Annotated in this window: 22 protein-coding genes and 1 tRNA gene; 14 read left to right on the top strand and 9 right to left on the bottom strand. The window is 68.6% G+C overall.

The window, feature by feature from the left end; genetic code table 11:
* Positions 1-33: 33 nt before the first annotated feature.
* The 3 genes from ACWCPY_RS18680 to ACWCPY_RS18670 are packed head-to-tail and all read right to left on the bottom strand — an operon-like array spanning position 34 to position 2887.
* Positions 34-789, bottom strand: a complete 756-nt coding sequence (locus tag ACWCPY_RS18680) for a TrmH family RNA methyltransferase (protein WP_451266212.1) — start codon at positions 787-789, stop codon at positions 34-36.
* Positions 786-2051: an HTTM domain-containing protein gene (locus tag ACWCPY_RS18675; protein ID WP_451266210.1), complete on the bottom strand. Its 1266-nt coding sequence runs from the start codon at positions 2049-2051 to the stop codon at positions 786-788. The genes ACWCPY_RS18680 and ACWCPY_RS18675 overlap by 4 nt, the downstream gene beginning before the upstream one ends.
* On the bottom strand, positions 2048-2887 hold the full coding sequence (locus tag ACWCPY_RS18670) for a DUF5819 family protein (RefSeq protein ID WP_451266208.1): 840 nt from the start codon (positions 2885-2887) through the stop codon (positions 2048-2050). The genes ACWCPY_RS18675 and ACWCPY_RS18670 overlap by 4 nt, the downstream gene beginning before the upstream one ends.
* 115 nt (positions 2888-3002) lie before the next feature.
* Here ACWCPY_RS18670 and paaA point away from each other — a divergent pair, with 115 nt between their 5' ends.
* From paaA to ACWCPY_RS18640, 6 genes are all read left to right on the top strand, one after another.
* On the top strand, positions 3003-4037 hold the full coding sequence (gene paaA / locus ACWCPY_RS18665; RefSeq protein WP_451266206.1) for a 1,2-phenylacetyl-CoA epoxidase subunit PaaA: 1035 nt from the start codon (positions 3003-3005) through the stop codon (positions 4035-4037).
* The gene (gene paaB / locus ACWCPY_RS18660; protein ID WP_093548044.1) at positions 4034-4324 is read left to right on the top strand and encodes a 1,2-phenylacetyl-CoA epoxidase subunit PaaB; all 291 of its coding nucleotides are present in this window, start codon (positions 4034-4036) and stop codon (positions 4322-4324) included. Before paaA ends, paaB begins: the two co-directional genes overlap by 4 nt.
* Positions 4321-5022, top strand: coding sequence for a 1,2-phenylacetyl-CoA epoxidase subunit PaaC (paaC, locus tag ACWCPY_RS18655; RefSeq protein WP_451266203.1), 702 nt, complete (start codon positions 4321-4323; stop codon positions 5020-5022). Before paaB ends, paaC begins: the two co-directional genes overlap by 4 nt.
* On the top strand, positions 5016-5522 hold the full coding sequence (gene paaD / locus ACWCPY_RS18650) for a 1,2-phenylacetyl-CoA epoxidase subunit PaaD (RefSeq protein ID WP_329820112.1): 507 nt from the start codon (positions 5016-5018) through the stop codon (positions 5520-5522). Before paaC ends, paaD begins: the two co-directional genes overlap by 7 nt.
* The gene (locus ACWCPY_RS18645) at positions 5523-6584 is read left to right on the top strand and encodes a 2Fe-2S iron-sulfur cluster-binding protein (protein WP_451266201.1); all 1062 of its coding nucleotides are present in this window, start codon (positions 5523-5525) and stop codon (positions 6582-6584) included.
* Positions 6585-6721: 137 nt separating this feature from the next.
* On the top strand, positions 6722-7894 hold the full coding sequence (locus ACWCPY_RS18640; protein WP_451266367.1) for an acyl-CoA dehydrogenase family protein: 1173 nt from the start codon (positions 6722-6724) through the stop codon (positions 7892-7894).
* Positions 7895-7967: 73 nt separating this feature from the next.
* Here ACWCPY_RS18640 and ACWCPY_RS18635 read toward each other — a convergent pair whose 3' ends face one another.
* The 4 genes from ACWCPY_RS18635 to ACWCPY_RS18620 form a co-directional block, all read right to left on the bottom strand.
* Entirely contained in the window at positions 7968-8312 is a 345-nt protein-coding gene (locus tag ACWCPY_RS18635; protein WP_451266199.1) for a rhodanese-like domain-containing protein, read from the bottom strand.
* A gap of 46 nt (positions 8313-8358) precedes the next feature.
* Complete coding sequence (locus ACWCPY_RS18630; protein WP_451266197.1) at positions 8359-9366, bottom strand: J domain-containing protein; 1008 nt, start codon at positions 9364-9366, stop codon at positions 8359-8361.
* Between the two features lie 58 nt (positions 9367-9424).
* Complete coding sequence (locus ACWCPY_RS18625) at positions 9425-10876, bottom strand: DUF2252 domain-containing protein (protein WP_451266195.1); 1452 nt, start codon at positions 10874-10876, stop codon at positions 9425-9427.
* 271 nt (positions 10877-11147) lie between these two features.
* Positions 11148-12296 (bottom strand): hypothetical protein, encoded by a 1149-nt coding sequence (locus ACWCPY_RS18620; protein WP_451266193.1) that lies wholly within the window; start codon positions 12294-12296, stop codon positions 11148-11150.
* Between the two features lie 90 nt (positions 12297-12386).
* Between ACWCPY_RS18620 and ACWCPY_RS18615 the strand changes: the two genes are divergently transcribed.
* The gene (locus ACWCPY_RS18615) at positions 12387-12857 is read left to right on the top strand and encodes a MarR family winged helix-turn-helix transcriptional regulator (RefSeq protein WP_451266191.1); all 471 of its coding nucleotides are present in this window, start codon (positions 12387-12389) and stop codon (positions 12855-12857) included.
* A 186-nt stretch (positions 12858-13043) separates the two neighbouring features.
* Here the strand turns inward: ACWCPY_RS18615 and ACWCPY_RS18610 are convergent.
* A tRNA-Leu gene (locus ACWCPY_RS18610) sits at positions 13044-13126 on the bottom strand.
* A 315-nt stretch (positions 13127-13441) separates the two neighbouring features.
* On the opposite strand from ACWCPY_RS18610, the gene ACWCPY_RS18605 reads away from it, so the two are divergent.
* The 7 genes from ACWCPY_RS18605 to ACWCPY_RS18575 all read left to right on the top strand — a co-directional run bounded on the left by ACWCPY_RS18605 (position 13442) and on the right by ACWCPY_RS18575 (position 22774).
* A complete protein-coding gene (locus tag ACWCPY_RS18605) occupies positions 13442-14311 on the top strand; it encodes an FhaA domain-containing protein (RefSeq protein ID WP_451266189.1) in 870 nt (289 codons plus the stop codon).
* Between the two features lie 10 nt (positions 14312-14321).
* On the top strand, positions 14322-14837 hold the full coding sequence (locus ACWCPY_RS18600; RefSeq protein WP_329820103.1) for an FHA domain-containing protein FhaB/FipA: 516 nt from the start codon (positions 14322-14324) through the stop codon (positions 14835-14837).
* Positions 14838-14966: 129 nt separating this feature from the next.
* Positions 14967-16478 (top strand): Stp1/IreP family PP2C-type Ser/Thr phosphatase, encoded by a 1512-nt coding sequence (locus ACWCPY_RS18595; RefSeq protein ID WP_451266187.1) that lies wholly within the window; start codon positions 14967-14969, stop codon positions 16476-16478.
* 22 nt (positions 16479-16500) lie between these two features.
* Positions 16501-17901 carry an FtsW/RodA/SpoVE family cell cycle protein gene (locus tag ACWCPY_RS18590; RefSeq protein WP_451266185.1) on the top strand — a complete coding sequence of 467 codons (1401 nt, stop codon included), beginning with the start codon at positions 16501-16503 and terminating at the stop codon, positions 17899-17901.
* A complete protein-coding gene (locus ACWCPY_RS18585) occupies positions 17898-19355 on the top strand; it encodes a penicillin-binding transpeptidase domain-containing protein (protein ID WP_451266183.1) in 1458 nt (485 codons plus the stop codon). The genes ACWCPY_RS18590 and ACWCPY_RS18585 overlap by 4 nt, the downstream gene beginning before the upstream one ends.
* 167 nt (positions 19356-19522) lie before the next feature.
* Positions 19523-21505 carry a Stk1 family PASTA domain-containing Ser/Thr kinase gene (gene pknB / locus ACWCPY_RS18580; protein WP_451266181.1) on the top strand — a complete coding sequence of 661 codons (1983 nt, stop codon included), beginning with the start codon at positions 19523-19525 and terminating at the stop codon, positions 21503-21505.
* A 201-nt stretch (positions 21506-21706) separates the two neighbouring features.
* Positions 21707-22774 (top strand): restriction endonuclease, encoded by a 1068-nt coding sequence (locus ACWCPY_RS18575; RefSeq protein WP_451266179.1) that lies wholly within the window; start codon positions 21707-21709, stop codon positions 22772-22774.
* Between the two features lie 76 nt (positions 22775-22850).
* Here the strand turns inward: ACWCPY_RS18575 and ACWCPY_RS18570 are convergent, their stop codons facing one another.
* Complete coding sequence (locus ACWCPY_RS18570; RefSeq protein WP_451266177.1) at positions 22851-23579, bottom strand: class E sortase; 729 nt, start codon at positions 23577-23579, stop codon at positions 22851-22853.
* Positions 23580-23601 lie beyond the last annotated feature (22 nt).

Below are 23601 nucleotides of genomic sequence, written 5' to 3'. Positions count from 1 at the left end.
CCCGGACCAGGCGTCCAGGGCCTTTCGTCCGGATCAGGCCGGACCAGGGATCTCCGCGTACCGCTGCACCCACGCGTGCATGGCGACAGCGGCCGCGGCGCCCGCGTTGATCGACCGCGTCGAACCGAACTGCGCGATGGAGCACACCATCACCGCGTGCTTACGGGCCTCCTCGGTGAGCCCGGGCCCTTCCTGCCCGAAGAGCAGTACACAGCGCCGCGGCAGCTCGGTCCGCTCCAGGGGCACCGCCCCCGGCAGATTGTCGATCCCGATGATCGGCAGGCCCTCCGCCTCCGCCCACGCGGTCAGCGACTCCGTGTCGGGGTGGTGCCGCACATGCTGGTACCGGTCGGTGACCATCGCGCCGCGCCGGTTCCAGCGCCGCCGCCCCACGATATGGATCTCCTTGGCGAGAAAGGCGTTCGCCGTGCGCACCACGGAGCCGATGTTGAAGTCGTGGCCCCAGTTCTCGACCGCGACATGGAAGTCGTGCCGCCGCAGATCCAGATCGGCGACGATCGCCTCCCTGGTCCAGTACCGGTAGGCGTCGCCCACGTTGCGCCGGTCGCCGTGGGCGAGCAGCTCGGGGTCGTACCGCTCGCCCTCGGGCCACGGCAGCGGGTGGGGCCCGACGCCGATCTCCGTCCCGAAACCGTCGTCGTACTGCAACGGCTCCGCGGAACGCCCGGTCCCTTCCGGCCGACCGGGCTCCTCGGCCGACGACGCCCCGCCGCCGCTGCCTGCGCTGTCCGTGCTGCGTGTACTGCCACTCTCACTACTGCTGCTCACCCGACGAGCGTATGGCCCCCGTCGCCGCTGTGCTGCGGGACCTCCTCGTCATGAGTGCCACGCCGCTGCCCGGGCACTGTGCCCCGGCCCGGGAACAGCCGTCCCCGGGCGCGGGTCACCCGGCCGCCGAGCCACACCAGGAAGACGGTCGGCAGGAAGACGGAGTCGGCGGCGATCATCGCCATGGAGAAGAACGGCAGCCCGAGCAGCAGAGCGATGCCGGCGTGCTCACACATCATGGCGACGAGCAGCACGTTCTTGACCCGCCGGTTGAACAGGGTGAAGGGAAACGCGACCTGGACCACGACCGTGCCGTACGTGATCAGCATCACCATGACACCGCTGGAGGCGAGGATGTCCGACAGCCAGGGCCAGGGCGTGAAGTAGTCGAGCTTGAGCGGGTAGTACAGCGCCGTGCCGTCCTGCCACCGCGATCCCTGGATCTTGTACCACCCCGCGGTGGCGTAGATCAGACAGACCTCGGCCATGATCACGACGAGGGTCGCGTTGTGGGCGAGGTTGGCGATGACATCGAGCAGGGTGCGGGATTCGCTGTGCGGTGCGTAACGGTTCACCGCCCACCAGGCACCCTCGCCGACCCAGAGGATCCAGAGAAGGGTCGGCAGCCACCAGGTGCCGCCGAGCCCGTCGGTCGCACTGGCCACGATCAACACCAGGCCGAGCACCGCCCAGAGGACCGCGCCGGCCACGGTCCCCCTCGCCGGGCGCCGGGAATCGTCCGCTCCCGCACGCGCCTGTCGCGCCGCACGCCGGGCGTCCAACGACCAGACCCGCCCACAGCGCGTGAGCATCAGATAGATCGCCATGAGATGGATGACGTTGTCGCCGCCGTCGCCCATGAAGATGCTGCGGTTCTGCAGGGAGAGCACGCCGGCCATGAAGAGGACCGACATGGCCCGGGTGTGCCAGCCGACCATCAGCAGCGCCGCGGAGATCAGCGCGACCGCGTACACGGCCTCGAACCAGACCGTGTTGTCCGACCACATCAGCGCGGTGAACGCCTGATTCCCGGATATGAGCTGCTGCGCCATGTCCCAGCGCCAGGGGGCGTCGGGGCCGTACATCTCGTGGCGATGCGGAAATTCGCGCAGCAGGAAGAACAGATAGGTGGCCGAGAAACCGATCCGGATGACGGCACTCTGGTACTGGCCGAAGGGCGTGGAGGTGATGCGCTGGATGGAGCGGGCGATCTTTTGGTCGATCTTTGGCTCGATCTTGCGGTCGAGGGCGGGTGCACTCATTTGTCCGCCCCCTCGGCGCCGGCGGGAAGGTCCGCCGCGGTCACCGTCCACCACGGCAGCACCCGGTAGGACGGCCTCGTACTGATCTTCTCCTCGCTCCATGCGGGCGCCGCGACGGACCGCACCTCGGACCGGACCTGGATGCGCTCGACGGTGCCGCCGTAGTCGTGTTCACCGAGGCGCAGCATCGCGATCCGCCGGATGTAGCGCTCGGAGAGCTCACCGCGAAGGCCGATGGCCCGGTTCTCGTTGTCGTGGGAGCCGAGGTAGAAGTCCCAGCCGCGGCGGAGTTCGTTCTGATGGATGTGACTGGGGAGAAGACTGCCGCGTATCGCCTTGCCGTCCTCACCGGAAAGGCTCATCCAGGCAGTGGTGCGGCGCCCGTCGGGGCCGGCTACCTCGGCCCGTACGTGGATGGCGATGTTCTGCTGGAGCGGATTCGGGGCGAAGAGCTTCCAGTTCTGCTCGAACTCGGGATAGATCCAGTCGTCGACCGCTTCGCCGTGCTGTTTGGTGATGGTGTTGGAGGGAGCGACGTGCAGAAACACCATGGCCAGCTGCCCACAGGCGACCAGCCCGATGACGGAGAGCGCGACTGCGGCGACGATCTGGTACGGAAGCGACAGGGCCGCTATTCCGCCACGGGGTCCTGGTTCCCGAGGCCCTGATTCGTGAGGCGGCTCCGATTCGCGAGGCTCCGACTCACGGGGCTCCGATTCGCGAAAACCTGATTCCTGCGCCCGACCAGCACCGAAAGCCACGTGTCCACGCTGGTCGGGCCCCGGCTCGGAACTTCCGCCCCCGCTGTCGGCACCCCTGTCGCCGTACGAATCCATCCCGCCCCGATCCCCGTCGATCCCCGGTCAGTTATCCACAGGGTTGACACCCTACGGGCCGTCGACTCACCATTGAAGACATTGAACCGAACGATCGGTCGGTAGGGAGCCCGGGATGGCGGCAGTGACTGCGGACCAGACAGCGCAGGCGGGAGCGGACAGGCCCGAAGGGGCGGACGAGGCCCTGGAGGCGGTGTTCGACGCCGCGGTGGCAGCGGACGAGCGCATCGAGCCACGCGACTGGATGCCCGATGCGTACCGCGCCTCGCTGGTCAGGCAAATGGCCCAGCATGCCCACTCCGAAATCATCGGCATGCAGCCGGAGGCCAACTGGATCTCGCGTGCGCCCTCGCTGCGCCGCAAGGCGATCCTGATGGCCAAGGTGCAGGACGAAGCGGGCCACGGGCTCTATCTCTACAGCGCGGCGGAAACGCTCGGCACCGGCCGCGAGGAGCTGCTCGACAAACTGCACGCGGGCCGCCAGAGGTATTCATCGATCTTCAATTACCCGACGCTCACCTGGGCGGACGTCGGCGCGATCGGCTGGCTCGTGGACGGCGCCGCGATCACCAACCAGGTGCCTCTGTGCCGCTGCTCCTACGGCCCGTACGCCCGGGCGATGGTCCGCATCTGCAAGGAGGAGTCCTTCCACCAGCGCCAGGGGTACGAGCTGCTGCTCACCCTCAGCCGCGGCACCCCGGCGCAGCACGAAATGGCGCAGGACGCGGTGAACCGCTGGTGGTGGCCGTCCCTGATGATGTTCGGCCCGCCGGACGACGCGTCGGCCCACTCCGCGCAGTCGATGGCCTGGAAGATCAAGCGCCACTCCAACGACGAGCTGCGGCAGCGCTTCGTGGACATCTGTGTCCCGCAGGCCGAGGCACTGGGGCTCACCCTCCCCGACCCGGACATCCGGTGGAACGAGGAGCGCGGACAGCACGACTTCGGGGCGATCGACTGGAAGGAGTTCCAGGAGGTCCTCAAGGGCAACGGCCCGTGCAACGAGCAGCGCCTCGCCCAGCGCCGCCAGGCGCACGAGGAAGGCGCCTGGGTCCGGGACGCGGCGGCTGCCTACGCCGAGAAGCACACCGCGGCACAAGCGCACGCAGCACCACACACAGCAGCGAGGAACGGGGAGGCGACAGCATGAGCAGCTCGACCGAATGGCCACTGTGGGAGGTGTTCGTGCGTTCGCGCCGTGGTCTGTCCCACACCCACGCGGGCAGCCTGCACGCCCCGGACGCGGAGATGGCCCTGCGCAACGCCCGCGATCTGTACACGCGCCGCTCCGAGGGCGTCTCCATCTGGGTGGTCCCGTCCGCCCAGGTCACGGCTTCCTCTCCGGACGAGAAGGACTCCTTCTTCGAACCGGCCGGCGACAAGCCGTACCGGCATCCGACGTTCTACGAGATCCCGGAAGGGGTGAAGCACCTGTGACCGCGGCCCTCGCCCTGGGCGACGACGCGCTGGTGCTCTCGCACCGGCTGGGGGAGTGGGCGGGCCACGCGCCCGTGCTGGAAGAAGAAGTGGCCCTGGCCAACATCGCCCTGGACCTGTTGGGGCAGGCCCGCGTGCTCCTCTCCCTCGCCGGCGACGAGGACGAGCTGGCGTATCTGCGCGAGGAGCGCGCCTTCCGCAACGTCCAGCTGGTCGAGCAGCCGAACGGCGACTTCGCCCACACCATCGCCCGCCAGCTGTACTTCTCCGCCTACCAGCGGCTGCTGTACGAGCAGCTGGCATCGGGCGAGGGCCCGTTCGCCGGGCTGGCGGCGAAGGCCGTCAAGGAGGTCGCGTACCACCAGGACCACGCGGAGCACTGGACCCTGCGGCTCGGCGACGGCACGGACGAGAGCCACGACCGGATGCAGAGCGCCGTGGACACCCTGTGGCGGTTCACCGGTGAGCTCTTCGAGCCCGTCGAGGGGGTGGAGATCGACTGGCAGTCGCTGCGGAGCGGCTGGCTGGAGTCCGTCTCGGCGGTGCTGGAGCGGGCCACGCTGACACTGCCGGCCGGCCCGCAGTCCGGAGCGTGGACGGCGGGCGCGGGACGCCAGGGCATCCACACCGAGCCCTTCGGCCGCATGATCGCCGAGATGCAGCATCTGCATCGCAGCCACCCGGGGGCGTCATGGTGACCGGGACACTCCTGGAGGAGGAGCTGCACCGCCTCGCGGGCTCCGTACCCGATCCCGAACTGCCGGTGCTAACCCTGGACGAGCTGGGGGTGGTCCGGGGCGTGGATGTTCTCGCCCCCGGCAAGGTCACCGTTCGGCTCACCCCGACCTACACCGGCTGCCCCGCGATCGAGGCCATGTCCGCCGACATCGAGCGAGTGCTGCACGACCACGGCATACCGGAGGTCTCCGTGGTCACCGTGCTCTCACCGGCCTGGTCCACGGACGACATCAGCGCGGAGGGGCGGCGCAAGCTGGCCGAGTTCGGCATAGCGCCCCCGCGTCCGCACGATGCCACGGCCCCCGCGAACGGTCCGGTGCCGCTCACGCTCTCGGTGCGCTGCCCGCACTGCGGTTCGACCGATACGGAACTGCTGAGCCGGTTCTCCTCCACCGCGTGCAAGGCGCTGCGCCGCTGCGTGACATGCCGCGAACCGTTCGACCACTTCAAGGAGTTGTAGATGTTCCATCCGCTCCGGGTCCGCACGATCGAACGGCTCACGGACGATTCGGTGGCCGTCGCCCTCGCGGTGCCGCCCGAGTTGCGCGAGACCTTCCGCCACCAGCCCGGCCAGCACCTCAACGTGCGGTACACGGTCGACGGCGAGGAGATCCGCCGCTCGTACTCGATCTGCTCCCCGGTCACCGCCGCGGAACAGGACGATCCGGTGCTGCGTGTGGGCATCAGGCTCGTCGACGGCGGCGCGTTCTCCACGTACGCGCTGAAGGAGCTCGCCGTCGGTGACCTGGTCGAGGCGATGCCTCCGATGGGCCGCTTCGTGCTGGCACCCAGCGCCGGACACTTCGCGGCGATCGTCGGCGGCAGCGGGATCACACCGGTCCTGTCCATCGCGGCCACGCTGCTGGCACAGGAGCCCGACGCCCATTTCTGTCTGATCCGCAGCGACCGGACAGCTCTTTCGACGATGTTCCTGGACGAGGTCGCCGACCTCAAGGACCGCTACCCGGACCGCTTCCAGCTGGTCACGGTGCTCTCCCGGGAGGAGCAGCAGGCAGGTCTCCCCTCCGGCCGCCTGGACCGGGACCGTCTCACCGAGTTGCTGCCCGCGCTGCTTCCGGTGACCGAGGTGGACGGCTGGTACCTCTGCGGGCCCTTCGGACTGGTCCAGGCCGCGGACCGGGCGCTGCGCGGACTGGGCGTCGAACGGACCCGTATCCACCAAGAGATCTTCCATGTGGACGACGGCCCGAACGCATCCGCCCGTCCCCGGGTCGAATCGCCCGCCCACAGCCGGCTCACCGCCACCCTGGACGGCCGTTCCGGCACCTGGCCGGTGGAGGAGGGCGAATCGCTGCTGGAGACCGTGCTGCGCAGCCGCGCCGACGCTCCGTACGCCTGCAAGGGCGGGGTGTGCGGGACCTGCCGGGCGTTCCTGGTCTCGGGCGAGGTGCGGATGGACCGCAACTTCGCGCTGGAGCCCGAAGAGACGGACGCGGGTTATGTGCTGGCGTGCCAGTCGCACCCGGCGACCCCGGAGGTGGAACTCGACTTCGACCGCTGACCGCACCCCGCCGCCACCCCCGCCCCTCGGTCTGCCCGTCTCCCGCTCCTCCACTGTTCCCTTCTTGTAGAACCTGTTCTATCTTGACGACCCGTCAAATTCGGGCACGGGGCATCGGTCAGCGGGAGGCCAGGACAGTGGACTTCACCTTCACCGAGGAACAGCAGGCAGCCGTGGAGGCAGCGCGAGCGGTCTTCTCGGGAGTCGTACCGGACGGGGTTCCCAGCCCCGCTCTCGTGCCGGGCGCGGTGGCCGAGGACATCGACCGCCCGCTGTGGGCCGGGCTCGCCTCAAGTGATCTGCTGAGTCTGACGCTTTCGCCGGAACACGGCGGGGCCGGGCTCGATCTCGTCGCGCTCTGCCTGGTGTTGCGGGAGTCCGCCAAGGTGCTCGCGAGAGTGCCGTTGCTGGAGACGTGCGCGGTCGCGATGGCACTCCAGCGCTACGGAGACCGGCAGTTGGCCGCCGAACTGCTGCCCCGGGCCGGCCGGGGTGAGCTGGTCCTCACCGTCGGGGCCAACGGCCGCTCCGGTCACGATCCGGCCGAACTGGCCGTCACCGCCCGCCTGGAAGCGACAGCCGGAACCGTCCCGACGGACCGCGGCGGGGACACCGCCTGCTGGGTGCTCGACGGGGTGCAGTCGGCGGTGCCGTGGGCGCATGCAGCGGACTGGATCGCGGTTCCGGCCCATACGGACGGGGGCCGGGCGGTCATCGCCCTGATCCAGCCCGCCCAGGAGGGCGTCACCCTGGCCGAGCAGGTCTCCACCAGCGGTGAACGGTTCGCGGAGGTCCGGCTGGAGGCGGTACGGATCGACGGCCGCGCACTGATCGACGACGCCGGGGCCTGGGAGTGGCTGCGCGCCCTCCTCACCACCGGGACCTGCGCGCTCGCGCTGGGCCTGGGCGAGGCCGTGCTCGCCATGACGAGCGAATACACCGGCAAGCGCGAGCAGTTCGGCTTCCCGGTGGCGACGTTCCAGTCCGTCGCGGTACAGGCCGCGGACCGGTACATCGACCTACGGGCCATGGAAGTCACGCTCTGGCAAGCGGCCTGGCGGATCTCCACCGGGGCCGACGGGAAACTCCCTGCCGAGGGCGACATCGCCGTGGCGAAGATCTGGGCGTCGGACGGCGTCCGCCGGGTCGTACAGACGGCACAGCATCTTCACGGTGGCTTCGGAGCGGACACGGACTACCCGCTGCACCGCTTCCACGCCTGGGCGAAGCAGATCGAGCTGTCCCTCGGTCCGGCAGCGGCACACGAGGAGGCACTGGGCGACCTGCTGGCCGCACACCTCCTCGGCTGACACCGGCCACGGGCGGGGTCGCGGACAGCGGCCACGGGCGGCGATCACGCCCCCGGCAGAGCGGCTGCCCGGCTCAGAGCACGAAGGCCGGGCTGCCGTTGTCCGTGACCATCGGGCGTCCGGCACCGTCCCAGGCCAGCATCCCGCCGTCGATGTTCACGGCATCGATGCCCTGCTGCACCAGGTACTGGGTGACCTGGGCCGACCGGCCACCGACCCGGCACATCACGTGCACGCGCCGGCCGTCGTCGGCGGCCTCGGTCAGCTCACCGAAGCGGGCCACGAAGTCGCTCATCGGGATGTGCAGAGCGCCCTCGACATGGCCGGCCGCCCATTCGTTGTCCTCCCGGACGTCCAGCACAAAGCCGTCCGACGGAACCGCCGCGACATCCACCGAGGGCAGCGGTGCGAAATTCATGGGTCATGCCTTCTCTCGTACGTACGCTCCTGAGTCACCCGGAACGCTACTGCACCAGGCCCGCCAGCTCGGCCTCGCGCTGCGCGACCTCGCCCAGCAGCTGCTCGGCGATCTCGGTGAGCAGCCGGTCCGGATCGTCCGGCGCCATGCGCAGCATGGCCCCGATCGCGCTCTCCTCCAGCTCCTGGGCGAGCACCGTCAGCAGTTCCTTGCGCTGGGTCAGCCAGTTCAGCCGGGCGTAGAGCTCCTCGCTCTCGCTCAGCTCCGTCTCCGGGGCCACCGGACCCGCCGCCCACTCCTGCGCCAGCTCCATCAGGAGCGCCTCGTCCCCCCGCCCGTAAGCGGCGTTCACCCGGGCGATGAACTCGTCCCGGCGGGCCCGCTCCGTCTCGTCCTGCGCCAGGTCCGGGTGGGCCTGGCGGGCCAGGTCGCGGTAGAGCTTGCGCGCCTCCTCGGTCGGCCGGACCCGCTTGGGCGGCCGTACCGGCTGCTCGGTCAGCATCGCCGCGGCCTCGGGGGACAGCCCGTCGGAGTCGATCCAGTCGTGGAACAGCTCGTCGACACCCGGCATCGGCATGACGATCGCCCGGGCCTCCTGAGCCTTGCGGATGTCTTCCGGGTCTCCCGTCCTGGCAGCCCGGGCCTCCGCGATCTGCGCGTCGAGCTCGTCGAGGCGGGTGTACATGGGCCCGAGCTTCTGGTGATGCAGCCGGGAGAAGTTCTCGACCTCGACCCGGAAGGTCTCCACCGCGATCTCGAACTCGATCAGCGCCTGCTCCGCCACCCGGACCGCCTTCGCGAGCCGGGCCTCGGGCCGCTCCCCCTCAGCACGACCATCCGGGCCCCCACCGGCACCGCTCTCCGGTCCGTCACCGCTCACCGGTCCGTCACCGGCCGGCCGGCCCTGCTGCTCAAGCGGCTCGCCCGGCCCGTACTGCTCGTGCTGCTCGCTTCGGACGTGCTGCTCTTGCTGTAGGCCGTTGTCCTGCCGGTCGTTGTCCTGCCGGTCATCGTCGTTCCGGGTGGTCGGCACCCCGGCGGCTTCGTGGGTCACCCGTCCAGCGTATGGCCACGGCCCGCGTCCTGAGGACCCGCGGTCGGCCCGATGCCCCTCAGACGCCCAGTTCGGCGGCTATCCGCCCCGAACCGATGGCCCGCACCAACTCCGCGTGGTCCGCCTCCGTACGGTCCGCGTAGGTCACCGCGAACGCCGCCACCGCCTCGTCCAGTTCCTCGTTCTTGCCGCAGTATCCCGCGATCAGTCGCGGATCCGCGCTGTGCGCATGGGCCCGCGCCAGCAGCGCACCGGTCATCCGGCCGTAGTCGTCGACCTGATCGGCTGCCAGCGCCGCCGGGTCCACGCTGCCCTTGCGGTTCCTGAACTGCCGCACCTGGAACGGGCGTCCGTCCACCGTCGCCCAGCCCAGCAGGATGTCGCTGACGACCTGCATCCGCTTCTGCCCGAGCACCACCCGGCGCCCCTCGTGCGCCACCTCCGGCACATCGAAGCCGACCGTCGGCAGATACGGCGCCAGCACGGAGGGCCGCGCCTCCTTCACCTGCAGTACCAAGGGCTCACCGCGGTGATCGAGCAGGAGCACCACGTACGACCGGGTGCCGACGCTCCCGGTGCCGACCACCCGGAACGCCACATCGTGTATCGCGTACCGGGCGAGGAGCGGAACCCGGTCCTCCGAGATCGTGCCCAGATAGTCGCCGAGTCCCGCCGCGACCGCCGCGGCCTCCTCGTCCGGCACCCGGCGCAGCACCGGCGGCGCGTCGATGAAGCGGCGTCCGCCGTCCCCGGAATCCTCGGTGGACTTGGCCGCGAAGCGGGCGCTGGTGTTGTTGCGGGCCTTCTCCGAGACCCGCTCCAGCGTGCCGAGGAGATCCCGCGCATCCGTGTGCGAGACCAACTCCTCGTCCGCGATGGCGTTCCAGGCGTCGAGTGCGGGCAGCTTGGCCAGCAGCCGCATCGTCCGCCGGTACGCGCCCACCGTGTCGTACGCGCCCCGCCGGCAGGTCTCCTCGTCCGCCCCGGCCTCGCGCCCCGCGAGCACCAGCGAGGTGGCCAGCCGCTTGAGGTCCCACTCCCACGGGCCGAACACGGTCTCGTCGAAGTCGTTCAGATCGATGACCAGGCTGCCCCGCGCATCTCCGTAGAGCCCGAAATTGGCCGCGTGCGCGTCGCCGCAGAGCTGGGCGCCCACCCCGCTGACCGGGGTGCCCACCAGGTCATGGGCCATCAGCCCGGCCGAGCCGCGCAGAAAGGCGAAGGGCGTGGCCGCCATCCGTCCCACCCGGATCGGGGCGAGCGAGGGCACTCTGCCCCGGCTCGACTCCTCGACCGCCCGCACCGCATCGGGCCGCCCCGCCGGAAGGTCCAGGAACGCGTGCGAGGTCCTGGGCACCCGCTCCCGCAGTGCCTTGCCCGCCGCCCTCGGCGAACGCGTCGCGCCCCCGCCCGCCGCGGCTGCCCTCCGTGCGAATCCGGGCACGACCGGAATACGCGGATCACCCGTCACAGCCCGCTGAACAGGCACTGTCGCTTCGATGTCGCCCATGGCGCGCAGCCTCCCCCGCCCTCGCCCTGCGCTCCTGGCCCGGCGCCTGTCGCAGATCAATTGCGACGAAGGTACCGCCGTCGGCGGAAAGCCGTCTGCCCCTGTGGAAAACTCACTCGGCGACCTGTGGGCAACGCGTCCGCGGCCTGCGGGCAACGATCCACCCTGGTCAGACGGCTGGACGGCCAGACGGCTGGACAGCTGGACAGCTGGACGGCTGGACAGCTGGACGGCTGGACAGCTGGACAGCTGGACGGTCGGACGCCAGCAGTCAGACGCCGACGGTCTCTTCCATCTCTTCCTCGATCTCCTCCTCGGCATCCGCCTCGGCCCGCGCTCCGGCCCCGGTCCGGGCGGCGTGCTTCGGCCCGTGGGCTCCACCGGCCTCGACGGAACCGGCGTCGGTGCCGGCCTCTGCCGCCGGCGCCGCGGCCTTCCGCCGCCTCGACTCGGACAGCCCCGCCAGACCCAGCACGGCCAGGCCTGCCACGAACCAGAGCGCAAGCACCAGGACATGTCCGCCGAGCCCGTATCCGTCGAAGTACACATGGCTGCGTACACCCTCGACGAAGCCCGCACCGTTCCAGAAGGAGTGCAGCGAAGCGAAGAAGCCGGGCTGGAGTTCGGGCCGGAAGATGCCACCGGAGCTGGTGAAGTTGAGCATCACGAACAGCACCATCAGACCGAGCGTCGTCCAGCGCTTGAGGAAGGTGTGCAGTCCGACACCGATCAGCAGGATGCCCGCCGAGTAGAGCCAGGCCATCGCCCACAGGCCGCCGAGCCCGTGGTCGACGAGACCGAACAGCGGCCCCGCGAGCACCACCCCGATCACGCTCACCACCAGCGACGCGGCAACAGCCAGCGCGGCCCTGATCCGCAGCGCCAGCACGGCGCCGGCGCCACCGATGACCGCGACCGACGCGTACGAGCCGATACTCACCGCGACCAGCAGGAAGAAGATGCCCTGACCGGTCGGGTCGCCGTCCGCGGTCGGTGCCGTGTCCGTCACCTTCAGCGGGTGCCCCTTTTCGGCGGCGACCTTGGTGAACACCTTCTCGACCACCGTGGCGCTGGTGTCCGAGGACGCACTCGCCACGAGCAGTTCGGGGTGCTTCCCCGGCAGGTAGGCGCCGTAACTCGCCTGTGTCCTGAGGTGGCTCACCGCCGCGGCCCGGTCGGGAACGGTACGTACGCTCAGCGCCCCGTCGCTCTTGTCCTGCAGGGTCTGCGCGAGCACCTGCGCGCTCGGCCCCGACCCGACCACGTCCACCCGCAGTTCGTGCGGCTCCGGGGCGTGGAAGGCCCCGAGGTAGGCGAGCCCCATGCCGATGCACATCAGCAGCGGCGTGACGAAATGGCCCAGCACATGGCGGAGAGCGGCGGCGGTGGAGCCGGTGGCGGCACTCGGGCCTGCGGACATGCGGAACACTCCAATGGTTGGCTTTTACAACTCTTAACTCGTTGTACTATACAACTGAAAATCGAGATCCGCGAGACGGAAGGCGAAACAGTGCCGGGGACCCCCGAGGAACGCGAAGATTCACTGGACGTCATCCAGCGCGAACTGACCGCCTTCGCGCGCCGCGCACGGGCCGCCGCAGCCCGCCTCCATCCGGAGCTCCCCCTGGTCTCGTACACGCTGCTGGCGCACATCGAGGACCGACACGGCTGCCGCGCGACCGACCTGGCCGCGCACTACATGCTGGACAAATCGACGGTCAGCCGACAGATCGGCACCCTGGAGAAGCTGGGACTGGTCGAGCGCCACCCGGACCCCGACGACCACCGGATCCAGGTGCTGCACCCCACCGCGGCCGGAACCCAGGCTCTCGCCTCCACACAGGCCAGCCGTCGTATGGCCTACCAGGAACGCCTCGCGGACTGGACGGAGGAAGATCTCGCCCGGTTCGCGGAGTACCTGCTGCGCTACAACTCGGCAGGCGACACCATTCCGCCCGCCCAACAGAACCCGAGGGTCTGATCAACCCCTGAGCCACCAGAAGCCCCATAGGCCCTATAGACCCCGTACGCCGCCTATGACTTGTACGACCCCTAAGCCCCAAGAGCCCATAGGACGCCTCGAATCAGGCGTTTCACGTGAAACAAGAATCCGGAACCGGGAACGAAGAAGCCCCACAGACCGTTGGCCTGTGAGGCTTCCTTCTTGTGCGCGAGGGGGGATTTGAACCCCCACGTCCCTAAGGACACTGGCACCTGAAGCCAGCGCGTCTGCCGTTCCGCCACTCGCGCAAGAGTGGTGTTTCCAGACTCTCTCACCGCTTGGTGCGATTGCCTGGCGACATGCGGAACATTAGCACGCTGGACAGGGTGGATTCACATCCGTTGTTTGACCGACCGACTGGGGGGAAGCGGGAACGCCGAGCGATCGCCCCCACTCCTCATCTGTGCACCCCGGGTGCGGGACACTGTGAGGAGGCCGCCTCTACCATCCGTGTGAGAGGTGACACTCATCCACAGGGCAGACAAGGGGAACCAGCCGATTTCCCGACGCGTGGATACGATCAGTAAGCAGTACAGGGACGACAACAACGGAGGAGGTGCCCCATGGGAGTCATGAAGCGTTTCGAGCAGCGTCTCGAAGGTCTGGTCAACGGCACCTTCGCCAAGGTCTTCAAGTCCGAGGTCCAGCCGGTCGAGATCGCTGGAGCCCTCCAGCGCGAGTGCGACAACAACGCAACGATCTGGAACCGCGAGCGGACCGTCGTCCCCAACGACTTCATCGTCGAGCTCAGCACCCCCGACTACGAGCGACTCAGCCCGTACTCGGGCCAGTTGGGCGACGAACTCTCCGGGCTGGTCCGCGACTACGCCAAGCAGCAGCGGTACACCTTCATGGGCCCCATCAAGGTCCACCTGGAGAAGGCCGACGATCTCGACACCGGGCTCTACCGGGTACGCAGCCGCACCCTGGCGTCGAGTTCGTCACAGCAGGACCCCCAGGGCCGCCAAGGGCTGCAGGGCCAGCCTCCCTACCCGGGCCCCGGCCGCTCCGCGCAGCCCACCGGCGGCTACGGCTACCCGCCCAGCTCCGCCCCTCCCATGCCCGCGGCCCCGCCGCCGGGCGTCGGACGGCCCGGAGCACCCAGCACCGACCGGCACCCACCGGCCGGGCCCAGCCCCCTGCCGAACGCGCAGGTGCGACGCTGGATCGAGATCAACGGCACCCGCCATCAGATCTCCCGCCCGACGCTGGTGCTGGGACGCAGCACCGACGCCGACGTGCGGATCGACGACCCCGGCGTATCCCGCCGGCACTGTGAGATCCGGACCGGAACGCCCTCGACGATCCAGGATCTCGGGTCTACCAACGGCATCGTGGTAGACGGGCAGCACACCACCCGCGCTACGCTCCGCGACGGCTCGCGGATCGTCGTGGGCAGCACCACCATCGTTTACCGGCAAGCCGAAGGGTGAAGCGGGGGCAATGTCAGAGCTGACCCTGACGGTCATGCGGCTAGGTTTCCTGGCTGTTCTGTGGCTGTTCGTGATCGTGGCCGTCCAGGTCATTCGCAGTGACCTGTTCGGAACGCGCGTCACGCAGCGCGGCTCACGCCGCACTGCGAACGACGCACGGCCTCCACAGGCACGCCAGAACGCTGCGGCACCGCCGCAGCAACGCCAGCAGCCGAGCCGCCAGCGCCGGGGGGCACCCACAAAGCTGGTCGTCTCCGAGGGCAGCCTCACCGGCACCACGGTGGCGCTCCAGGGGCAGACCATCACTCTGGGCCGGGCGCACGATTCAACGATCGTGCTGGACGACGACTACGCGTCCAGCAGGCATGCCAGGATCTACCCCGACCGTGACGGCCAGTGGATCGTCGAGGATCTCGGGTCCACCAACGGCACGTATCTCGACCGGACCCGGCTCACCACCCCGACACCTGTTCCGCTGGGCGCGCCGATCCGGATCGGCAAGACCGTCATCGAGCTGCGGAAGTAGTACGACAATGAGCGAGCGGAGCGAGCGAGCCGCGGCGGTCCGGGCAACGGACCCGGCCCGGCTCCCGACCGGAGGGTGGGCAGTGTGGCTCGAGACCGGCTGTACCCCGAGCCGACGGGAGAGGTGCGCATGAGTCTTTCCCTGCGCTTCGCCGCCGGATCGCACAAGGGCATGATCCGGGAGGGCAACGAGGACTCCGGCTACGCCGGACCGCGCCTTCTCGCCATCGCCGACGGCATGGGCGGCCAGGCAGCCGGCGAGGTCGCCAGCTCCGAGGTGATCTCCACGCTCGTCCAGCTCGACGACGACGTCCCGGGCTCGGACATCCTCACCTCGCTCGGCACGGCGGTCCAGCGGGCCAACGACCAGCTGCGCATGATGGTCGAGGAGGACCCCCAGCTGGAGGGCATGGGCACCACGCTCACCGCCCTGCTCTGGACCGGCCAGCGCCTCGGCCTCGTCCACGTCGGCGACTCCCGCGCGTACCTGCTGCGCGACGGCGTACTCACCCAGATCACCCAGGACCACACCTGGGTGCAGCGGCTGGTCGACGAGGGCCGGATCACCGAGGAAGAGGCCACCACCCACCCGCAGCGCGCCCTGCTGATGCGCGCACTGGGCAGTGGCGACCACGTCGAACCCGATCTCTCCATCCGTGAGGTCCGGGTCGGCGACCGCTATCTGATCTGCTCCGACGGGCTGTCCGGCGTCGTCTCCCACCAGACGATGGAAGAGACGCTCGCCAGCTACCAGGGCCCGCAGGAGACCATCCAGGAGCTGATCCAGCTCGCCCTGCGCGGCGGCGGCCCCGACAACATCACCTGCATCGTCGCCGACGTCCTCGACGTCGACAGCAACGACACCCTGGCCGCGCAGTTCAACGACACCCCGGTCATCGTCGGCGCGGTCGCCGAGAACCAGGCCGCGCAGATGTCCGCGGCCGAGAGCACGGCCGCCATGCAGACCCCCGCCGGACGGGCAGCCGGCCTCGGCCGCCCCGTACCGCCGCCCGCAGGAGGCTTCGGCCCGCCCGGAAGCGGCGACGGTGCAGGCGGCGGCTACGGCGCGACACCCGACGGCTCCTTCGACTCGTACACCGACGACGACTTCGTCAAGCCCGGTGGCGGCCGCAAGTGGCTGAAGCGGTCCCTCTACTCCGTGCTGGCGCTCGCCGTCATCGGCGGCGGCCTCTACGGCGGCTACCGCTGGACGCAGAACCAGTTCTACGTGGGCTCGAAGAACGAACACGTCGCGCTGTTCCGTGGCATCAGCCAGGACCTGGCCTGGGTCTCGCTCTCGAAGGTCGAGAAGGACCATCCCGAGATCGAACTCAAGTACCTTCCGGCCTACCAGCGCAAGCAGGTCGAGGCGACCATCGCCGAGGGCGACCTCACCGCCGCCCGCGAGAAGATCGACGAACTCTCCGTCCAGGCGTCCGCCTGCAGGAAGAACGCCGAACGACGTGCCGCCGAGAAGGCCAGCGCCGACGAGGCCCAGGCGCCGGGTACGGACGCCACCAAGACATCCAGCGGCGCCAAGACGTCCGATGACGACAAGACCAAGCCGACCAAAACTCCCGCTCCTGGTCCCAGCCTCTCGGAGGAAGAGAAGAAGCTGGTCCCGCAGTGCGGTAAGCAGTAAGCCGTAGGGGGCCTTCAGCACCATGAGCGTTGTCACCAATACGACCACGATCGGCGCGATCGACGCACCGAGCCGCCGCAACACCGAACTGATGTTGATGGTCTTCGCCGTCGCCATCTCGGTGTTCGCCTACGCCAATGTCGGGCTCGCCCTCAACGGCGAGCTGCCCTCCGGCATGCTCGGATACGGGCTCGGACTCGCCCTGCTCGGCGGTATCGGCCACCTCGCCGTCCGCAGATTCGCCCCGTACGCGGACCCGCTGCTGCTGCCGCTGGCGACGCTGCTGAACGGGCTCGGACTGGCCATCATCTGGCGTCTGGACCAGTCACCACGGTTCCAGGCAACCAGGGACTTCGCTCCCGCCGCCTCCAAGCAGCTGCTGTTCTCGGCAGTGGGCATCGCGCTGCTGGTCGTCGTTCTGCTGGTCCTCAAGGACCACCGCATCCTGCAGCGCTACACCTACATCTCCATGCTGGTGGCGCTGTTCCTCCTGATCCTTCCGATGTTCTTCCCCGCGGTGAACGGCGCCAAGATCTGGATCAAGATCCCCGGCGTCGGCACGATCCAGCCGGGGGAGTTCGCAAAGATCATCATCGCGGTGTTCTTCGCCGGCTATCTCATGGTCAAGCGGGACGCCCTGGCCCTGGCCAGCCGCCGCTTCATGGGCCTCTACCTGCCTCGGGGCCGTGACCTCGGCCCCATCCTCATGGTCTGGGCCTTCTCGATCCTGATCCTGGTCTTCGAGACCGACCTGGGCTCGTCCCTGCTGTTCTTCGGCATGTTCGTCGTCATGCTGTACGTGGCCACCGAACGCACCAGCTGGATCGTCTTCGGTCTGCTGATGTCTGCGGCCGGCGCCGTCGGTGTGGCCACCTTCGAACCCCACGTACAGCAGCGTGTCACCGCCTGGCTCGACCCGTTCGACGGATGGGGCAAGCTGGCGGCCAGCGAGCAGATGGCCAAGTCCCTGATGGCCTTCGGCTCCGGCGGCACCCTCGGCACCGGGCTCGGTCAGGGCAACTCCGACCTGATCGGCTTCGCCGCGAACTCCGACTTCATCCTCGCCACCGTCGGCGAGGAGCTGGGCCTCGCCGGAATGATGGCCATCCTCCTCGTCTACGGCCTGATCGTCGAGCGCGGTGTCCGCACCGCCCTCGCCGCCCGCGACCCCTTCGGCAAGCTCCTCGCGATCGGGCTCTCCGGCTCCTTCGCCATTCAGGTCTTCGTCGTCGCCGGCGGTGTCATGGGGCTCATTCCGCTGACCGGTATGACCATGCCGTTCGTCGCGGCAGGCGGGTCTTCGGTGATCGCCAACTGGGCCCTGATCGGCATCCTGCTCCGGATCAGCGACACCGCACGCCGCCCCGCGCCGACCCCGGCCCCATCGCCCGACGCCGAGATGACCCAGGTGGTCCGACCGTGAACAAGCCCCTTCGCAGGATTGCGGTCTTCTGCGGGCTGCTCGTCCTCGCGCTCCTGGTGCGTGTCAACTGGCTCCAGTACGTCCGCGCCGACGAGCTGAACGCGAACGAGCACAACCGCCGCGTCCAGATCGAGCGGTACGCACACGAGCGCGGCAACATCATCGTCGACGGGAACCCCGTCACCGGGTCCGTCGAGACCAAGGGCAGCGACTTCAAGTACAAGCGGGTCTGGAAGAACGGCCCCATGTGGGCCCCCGTCACCGGCTACTCCTCGCAGGCCTTCGACGCCTCGCAGCTGGAGAGCATCGAGGACGGAATCCTCACCGGCAACAGCGACCAGCTGTTCTTCGACCGTACGCTCTCCCTCTTCACCGGCGAGAAGAAGACCGGCGGCAACATCGTCACCACCCTCAACGGCGCCGCTCAGAAGGCCGCCTTCAAGGGACTCGGCAACAAGAAGGGCGCCGTCGCCGCGCTCGACCCGCAGACCGGCGCCATCCTGGCCCTGGTCAGCACTCCCTCGTACGACCCCTCGGTCTTCGCGGGCAACTCCCTCAAGGACGCCGATGCCCGGCAGCAGCTCCTGAAGGACAAGGACAAGCCGATGCTCAACCGGGCATTGCGCGAGACCTACCCGCCCGGCTCGACCTTCAAGGTCGTCACCGCCGCCGCGGCCCTGGAGAACGGGCTGTACAACGGCATCGACGACAAGACGAACTCCCCGCTGCCCTGGCGGCTCCCGCTCACCACCGGCAACCTCGAGAACGAGGGCAACATCCCGTGCGAGAACGCCTCGCTCCGGGAAGCGCTGCGGTGGTCCTGCAACACCGTCTTCGGCAAGATCAGCGACGATCTCGGCAACCAGAAGATGATCGACGAGGCCAACAAGTTCGGCTTCAACGAGGAGATCTTCACCCCGGTACGCGCCGACGCCAGCGTCTACCCCAAGGACAACCGGCCGCAGAACGCCATGGCCGGCATCGGCCAGGCGTCCAACCGCGCCACCCCGCTCCAGATGGCCATGGTCGCCGCGGCCGTCGCCAACGACGGCAAGCTGATGCAGCCGTACATGGTCGCCGAGCGCCAGGCCCCCAACCTCGACGTGATCTACACCCACGAAAAGGAGCAGTTCAGCCAGCCCCTCTCGGGTGAGAACGCGCAGAAGCTCCAGCAGATGATGGAGACCGTCGTCAAGAACGGCACGGGAACCAACGCCCTCATCGACGGCGTCACTGTCGGCGGCAAGACCGGTACCGCCCAGCACGGCCTGAACAACAGTGAGAACCCGTACGCCTGGTTCATCTCGTACGCGAAGACCGACAGCGGCTCCCCGGTCGCCGTCGCCGTGGTCGTCGAGGACAGCCAGGCCAACCGCGACGACATCTCCGGTGGCGGCCTGGCCGCCCCGATCGCGCGGGACGTGATGAAGGCGGTCATCGACAGCAAGAAGTGACGCCCATCACATCGGGTGCCATACCTGCACATCGGGATACCGGTCAGGTATCAGGTCCGGACTCCGGGCCGATCAGGTAGTGCGCGGCCGGTAGCGTATGCGCGAGCAGCACACCGCCGGACCACACACCGGTGCGGTCGGGACTGACGGAGAGGGCTGGAACTGTTATGGAAGAGCCGCGTCGCCTCGGCGGCCGGTACGAGCTGGGCTCGGTGCTCGGCCGTGGTGGCATGGCCGAGGTCTACCTCGCACACGACACCCGGCTCGGCCGCACCGTAGCCGTGAAGACGCTCCGGGCCGATCTGGCCCGCGATCCGTCCTTCCAGGCCCGGTTCCGCCGTGAGGCCCAGTCCGCCGCCTCGCTCAACCACCCGGCGATCGTCGCCGTCTACGACACCGGCGAGGACTACGTCGACGGGGTCTCCATCCCGTACATCGTGATGGAGTACGTCGACGGGTCGACGCTCAGGGAACTCCTGCACTCCGGCCGCAAGTTGCTGCCCGAGCGCACCCTTGAGATGACCGTCGGCATCCTCCAGGCGCTGGAGTACTCGCACCGCGCCGGCATCGTCCACCGCGACATCAAACCGGCGAACGTCATGCTGACGCGCACCGGTCAGGTCAAGGTCATGGACTTCGGCATCGCCCGCGCCATGGGCGACTCCGGAATGACGATGACGCAGACCGCCGCCGTCATCGGCACCGCCCAGTACCTCTCCCCGGAGCAGGCCAAGGGCGAGCAGGTCGACGCGCGTTCCGACCTCTACTCGACCGGCTGCCTGCTCTACGAGCTGCTGACGGTCCGGCCGCCCTTCATCGGGGACTCGCCGGTCGCGGTCGCCTATCAGCACGTACGGGAAGAGCCGCAGAAGCCCAGCAACTTCGACCCCGAGATCACGCCCGAAATGGACGCGATCGTGTTGAAGGCCCTGGTCAAGGATCCCGACTACCGCTACCAGTCGGCCGACGAGATGCGCGCCGACATCGAGGCGTGCCTCGACGGCCAGCCGGTCGCCGCCACCGCGGCGATGGGTGCCGCCGGTTACGGCGGCTACAACGGATACGGCAACGACCAGCCGACCACCGCACTGCGCGCCGCCGACCAGAACGGCGCCCCCACCTCCATGCTGCCCCCGGTCAACCCGGACGACGGCGGCTACGGCTACGACGACCGCCCGGACCGCCGTCGCCAGAAGAAGAGCAACACCTCGACGATCCTGCTGATCGTCGCGGGTGTTCTGGTGCTGATCGGCGCGATCCTGATCGGCAGGTCGGTCTTCAGCAACGTCGACAGCGGCAACGAGGTCGATGTGCCGAACCTGGTCGGCACGACCATGAAAGAAGCACAGAAACTCGCGGAGAGTTCCGACGTCGTCCTGAAAATCGGCTCGCGCGAACCGTGCGAGGACCAGCCCAAGGGCAAGATCTGCAGCCAGACCCCGAACTCCGGCGACACGATGGCGAAGAAGGAGACCGTCACGGTCGTCGTCTCCACCGGCGCCCCGAAGGTCGAGGTCCCGGACGTCACGGAGAAGTCCGAGGAGAACGCCCGCAAGAACCTTGAGGACAAGGGCTTCACGGTCAAGGTCGTCTCGGTCGAGTCCGAGAAGACCGAAGGCTCGGTCATCAAGCAGGACCCCGTGGGCAACTCGAAGGCCGAGAAGAACTCCGAGGTCACGATCACGGTCGCCAAGCAGGCGATGCCGGATCTTCCGGACGTCCGCGGACGGACCATCGATCAGGCACTGGCCCAGCTCTCCCCCCTCGGTTTCACCAACATCTCCCAGACGCCGGTGGATTCGAGCGAACCTGCGGGTACGGTCATCGACCAGACCCCGGCCGGCCCGAGCAAGCAGGCGAAGGACGTCCAGATCGTCCTGAAGGTCTCCAAGGGCCCGCAGCAGCCGGAACAGACCACGGTTCCCGATCTGCAGGGCAAGACCCTCGCGGAGGTGAAGGCCCTGCTGGCCGGGGCGGGTCTGCAGCTCGGCCAGGTGCAGGGGCCGAATGACGACAACGCGAGGGTCGTCACCTTCCAGCCCAACAGCGGCCAGCAGGTCGACAAGAACAGCGCGGTCAACGTCCAGACCATGCCGGGCGGCGGAAACGGCAACATCTTCGGCGGCCCGTCCGGCTCGCACCGGAACTGACCCCTGCTCCGTCCGATCCCCGAAGGGCCCCGGCCGCCACACGGCGACCGGGGCCCTTCGCTGTGCCCGCCACGAGGAATACGTTGCATAAAGCACATGCATACGTAAACCGATCGTGTCTTCATATGTGCCGATTCGTTGATCAGCTGGGACGGGGCATCGGACTCCGGCCCGCATCCGGCTATGCGAAGGACCAGGAGCATGATCAATGAGGTCGCTCTGGTGGAATCACAGGCACTGCGTCAGAGCTTCACCGAGCGGACGGAGGCACTCGACCGAGTAAAGGCGCTGTCCTTGCTCCCGAACGGTCTGCACCTGACCACCGCCATGGTCGCCGCCTACTTCAAGGTCGCGGAAACCGTCGTCAACAACCTCCTCAGCCGCCACCGAGAAGAGCTCGAATCGAATGGCCTGAGGGTGATCCGAGGCGCTGAGCTGCAGGAATTTAAGGAACTCACCCTGAGTTCCTATCCGGAGAGTTATCCACAGCCCCGTTCGAGCATGGCACTCTGGCTCCGGCGGACAGTCCTGAACGTCGCCATGCTGCTCCGGGACAGTGATGTCGCACGCCGCGTCCGTACGTACCTGCTCGACCTCGAGCACACCTTCCGGGCGCAGCCGGTGGTCATGGAGGCCCCGCGGCGTGGCAGCGACGTCGAATCGCTCGATGCCCGCATCACACGGCTCAGTGAAGAGAGCTTCACCCTCCTTCTCGGCACCGCTGTCGTTCCCATGCTCACCGCTCTCATCGAAGCATCCGGCGAGCAGCAACGGGAACTCATCAGGCTCCGCGAGAACGTCCAGCGGATCGAGCAGCGGATCGTCCGGCACGACGTCCAACTGCGGCGCCTTCAGCGGACGCAGGAACGGCGTCCCCCAGCCGGAGTCATGGCCGCCATGGATGCCATGAGCTGGCGGGAGTTCGAGCAGCACATCGCCGGACTGCTGCGCCGGGACGACTGCACCGACGTCGAGGTCCACGGCGGGAACGGCGATCGTGGTGCCGACATCACCGCATACACCGCCGACGGGCGCCGACTGGTCGTCCAGTGCAAGAACTTCGCCCCGTACCGCTCGGTGTGGAGCGGCGAAATGCAGAAGTTCGTCGGTACCAAGACTCTGCATCGGGCGGACGTTGCCGTGTACGTGGCGACCTGCCCGTTCTCCCGCGAAGCACAGGACGTCGCTATGCAGGCCGGCGTCACCGCCGTGCACCGCGGCCTCCTGGAGGCCTGGGGCTCGGGCGCGAAACTGCAGGTGCTCAAGTGAACCGGTCGGCCGGGACAGCAGAAGGCCCGAAGTCGCAAGGATTGGTTGCGGCTTCGGGCCGGGCTCATCGTATCGGCTAGCGCAGCTCCGCCGGCTTCGTGCGGTCCTTGTCCACCTTCTCCGTGCGTACCAGTTCGCCCCACACGATGTAGCGGTACTTCGACGTGTAGACCGGCGTGCAGGTCGTCAGCGTGATGTAGCGGCCGGGCTTCTTCGCACCCGATCCCTTCGGTACCGGCTGCAGAACGTCGACGTCGTACTTCGACGTCTCGGGAAGCTCCTTGAAGACCTTGTAGACGTACCAGGTGTCTCTGGTCTCGAAGACGACCGCGTCCCCGGTCTTCACCTTGTCGATGTTGTGGAACTTGGCGCCGTGCCCGTCGCGGTGCGCGGCCAGGGTGAAGTTGCCCTTCTCGTCCCACGGGAGGGCCGACTTCACCGGGTCCGTGTAGTAGCCCGCGATGCCGTTGTTGAGGTTCTCGGTGTCGGTGCCCTTCTTGACCAGCACCTCGCCGTTCTTCATCGACGGGACGTGCAGGAAGCCGATGCCGTCCTTCGTGTCCAGCGCCCCCGGTCCGCCCTCCCAGCGGTCGCGGACGGTGTGGCCCTGCTTGGTGGCCTCACGGTCGGCGAGCACATTCGTCCACCAGAGGGAGTAGACGACGAAGAGCCCCAGCACCAGGCCCGCGGTGATCAGCAGTTCACCGAAGACACTGATCACGGTCGCGACGGGATGGCGGCCCCGGCGCCGGGGCGGGGGCGCGGACTCTCCGGTTCGCTCTTCGTGCTCGGTCCTCGCTGTCACCGCACCCGTCCCTGTCGTGATG

Source organism: Streptomyces sp. NPDC002403 (genome assembly GCF_053593015.1).
Note: the sequence above shows the minus strand (reverse complement) of the source record. Positions and strands in the feature narration are given on the sequence as shown.

Coding starts and splice junctions, on each gene's coding strand:
- paaD (WP_329820112.1), top strand. CDS start 5,016: ATGGTGACCGGGACACTCCTGGAGGAGGAGCTGCACCGCCTCGCGGGC.
- ACWCPY_RS18595 (WP_451266187.1), top strand. CDS start 14,967: ATGAGTCTTTCCCTGCGCTTCGCCGCCGGATCGCACAAGGGCATGATC.
- pknB (WP_451266181.1), top strand. CDS start 19,523: ATGGAAGAGCCGCGTCGCCTCGGCGGCCGGTACGAGCTGGGCTCGGTG.
- ACWCPY_RS18645 (WP_451266201.1), top strand. CDS start 5,523: ATGTTCCATCCGCTCCGGGTCCGCACGATCGAACGGCTCACGGACGAT.
- ACWCPY_RS18670 (WP_451266208.1), bottom strand. CDS start 2,887: ATGGATTCGTACGGCGACAGGGGTGCCGACAGCGGGGGCGGAAGTTCC.
- paaA (WP_451266206.1), top strand. CDS start 3,003: ATGGCGGCAGTGACTGCGGACCAGACAGCGCAGGCGGGAGCGGACAGG.
- ACWCPY_RS18675 (WP_451266210.1), bottom strand. CDS start 2,051: ATGAGTGCACCCGCCCTCGACCGCAAGATCGAGCCAAAGATCGACCAA.
- paaB (WP_093548044.1), top strand. CDS start 4,034: ATGAGCAGCTCGACCGAATGGCCACTGTGGGAGGTGTTCGTGCGTTCG.
- ACWCPY_RS18575 (WP_451266179.1), top strand. CDS start 21,707: ATGATCAATGAGGTCGCTCTGGTGGAATCACAGGCACTGCGTCAGAGC.
- ACWCPY_RS18625 (WP_451266195.1), bottom strand. CDS start 10,876: ATGGGCGACATCGAAGCGACAGTGCCTGTTCAGCGGGCTGTGACGGGT.
- ACWCPY_RS18620 (WP_451266193.1), bottom strand. CDS start 12,296: ATGTCCGCAGGCCCGAGTGCCGCCACCGGCTCCACCGCCGCCGCTCTC.
- ACWCPY_RS18600 (WP_329820103.1), top strand. CDS start 14,322: ATGTCAGAGCTGACCCTGACGGTCATGCGGCTAGGTTTCCTGGCTGTT.
- ACWCPY_RS18605 (WP_451266189.1), top strand. CDS start 13,442: ATGGGAGTCATGAAGCGTTTCGAGCAGCGTCTCGAAGGTCTGGTCAAC.
- ACWCPY_RS18635 (WP_451266199.1), bottom strand. CDS start 8,312: ATGAATTTCGCACCGCTGCCCTCGGTGGATGTCGCGGCGGTTCCGTCG.
- ACWCPY_RS18590 (WP_451266185.1), top strand. CDS start 16,501: ATGAGCGTTGTCACCAATACGACCACGATCGGCGCGATCGACGCACCG.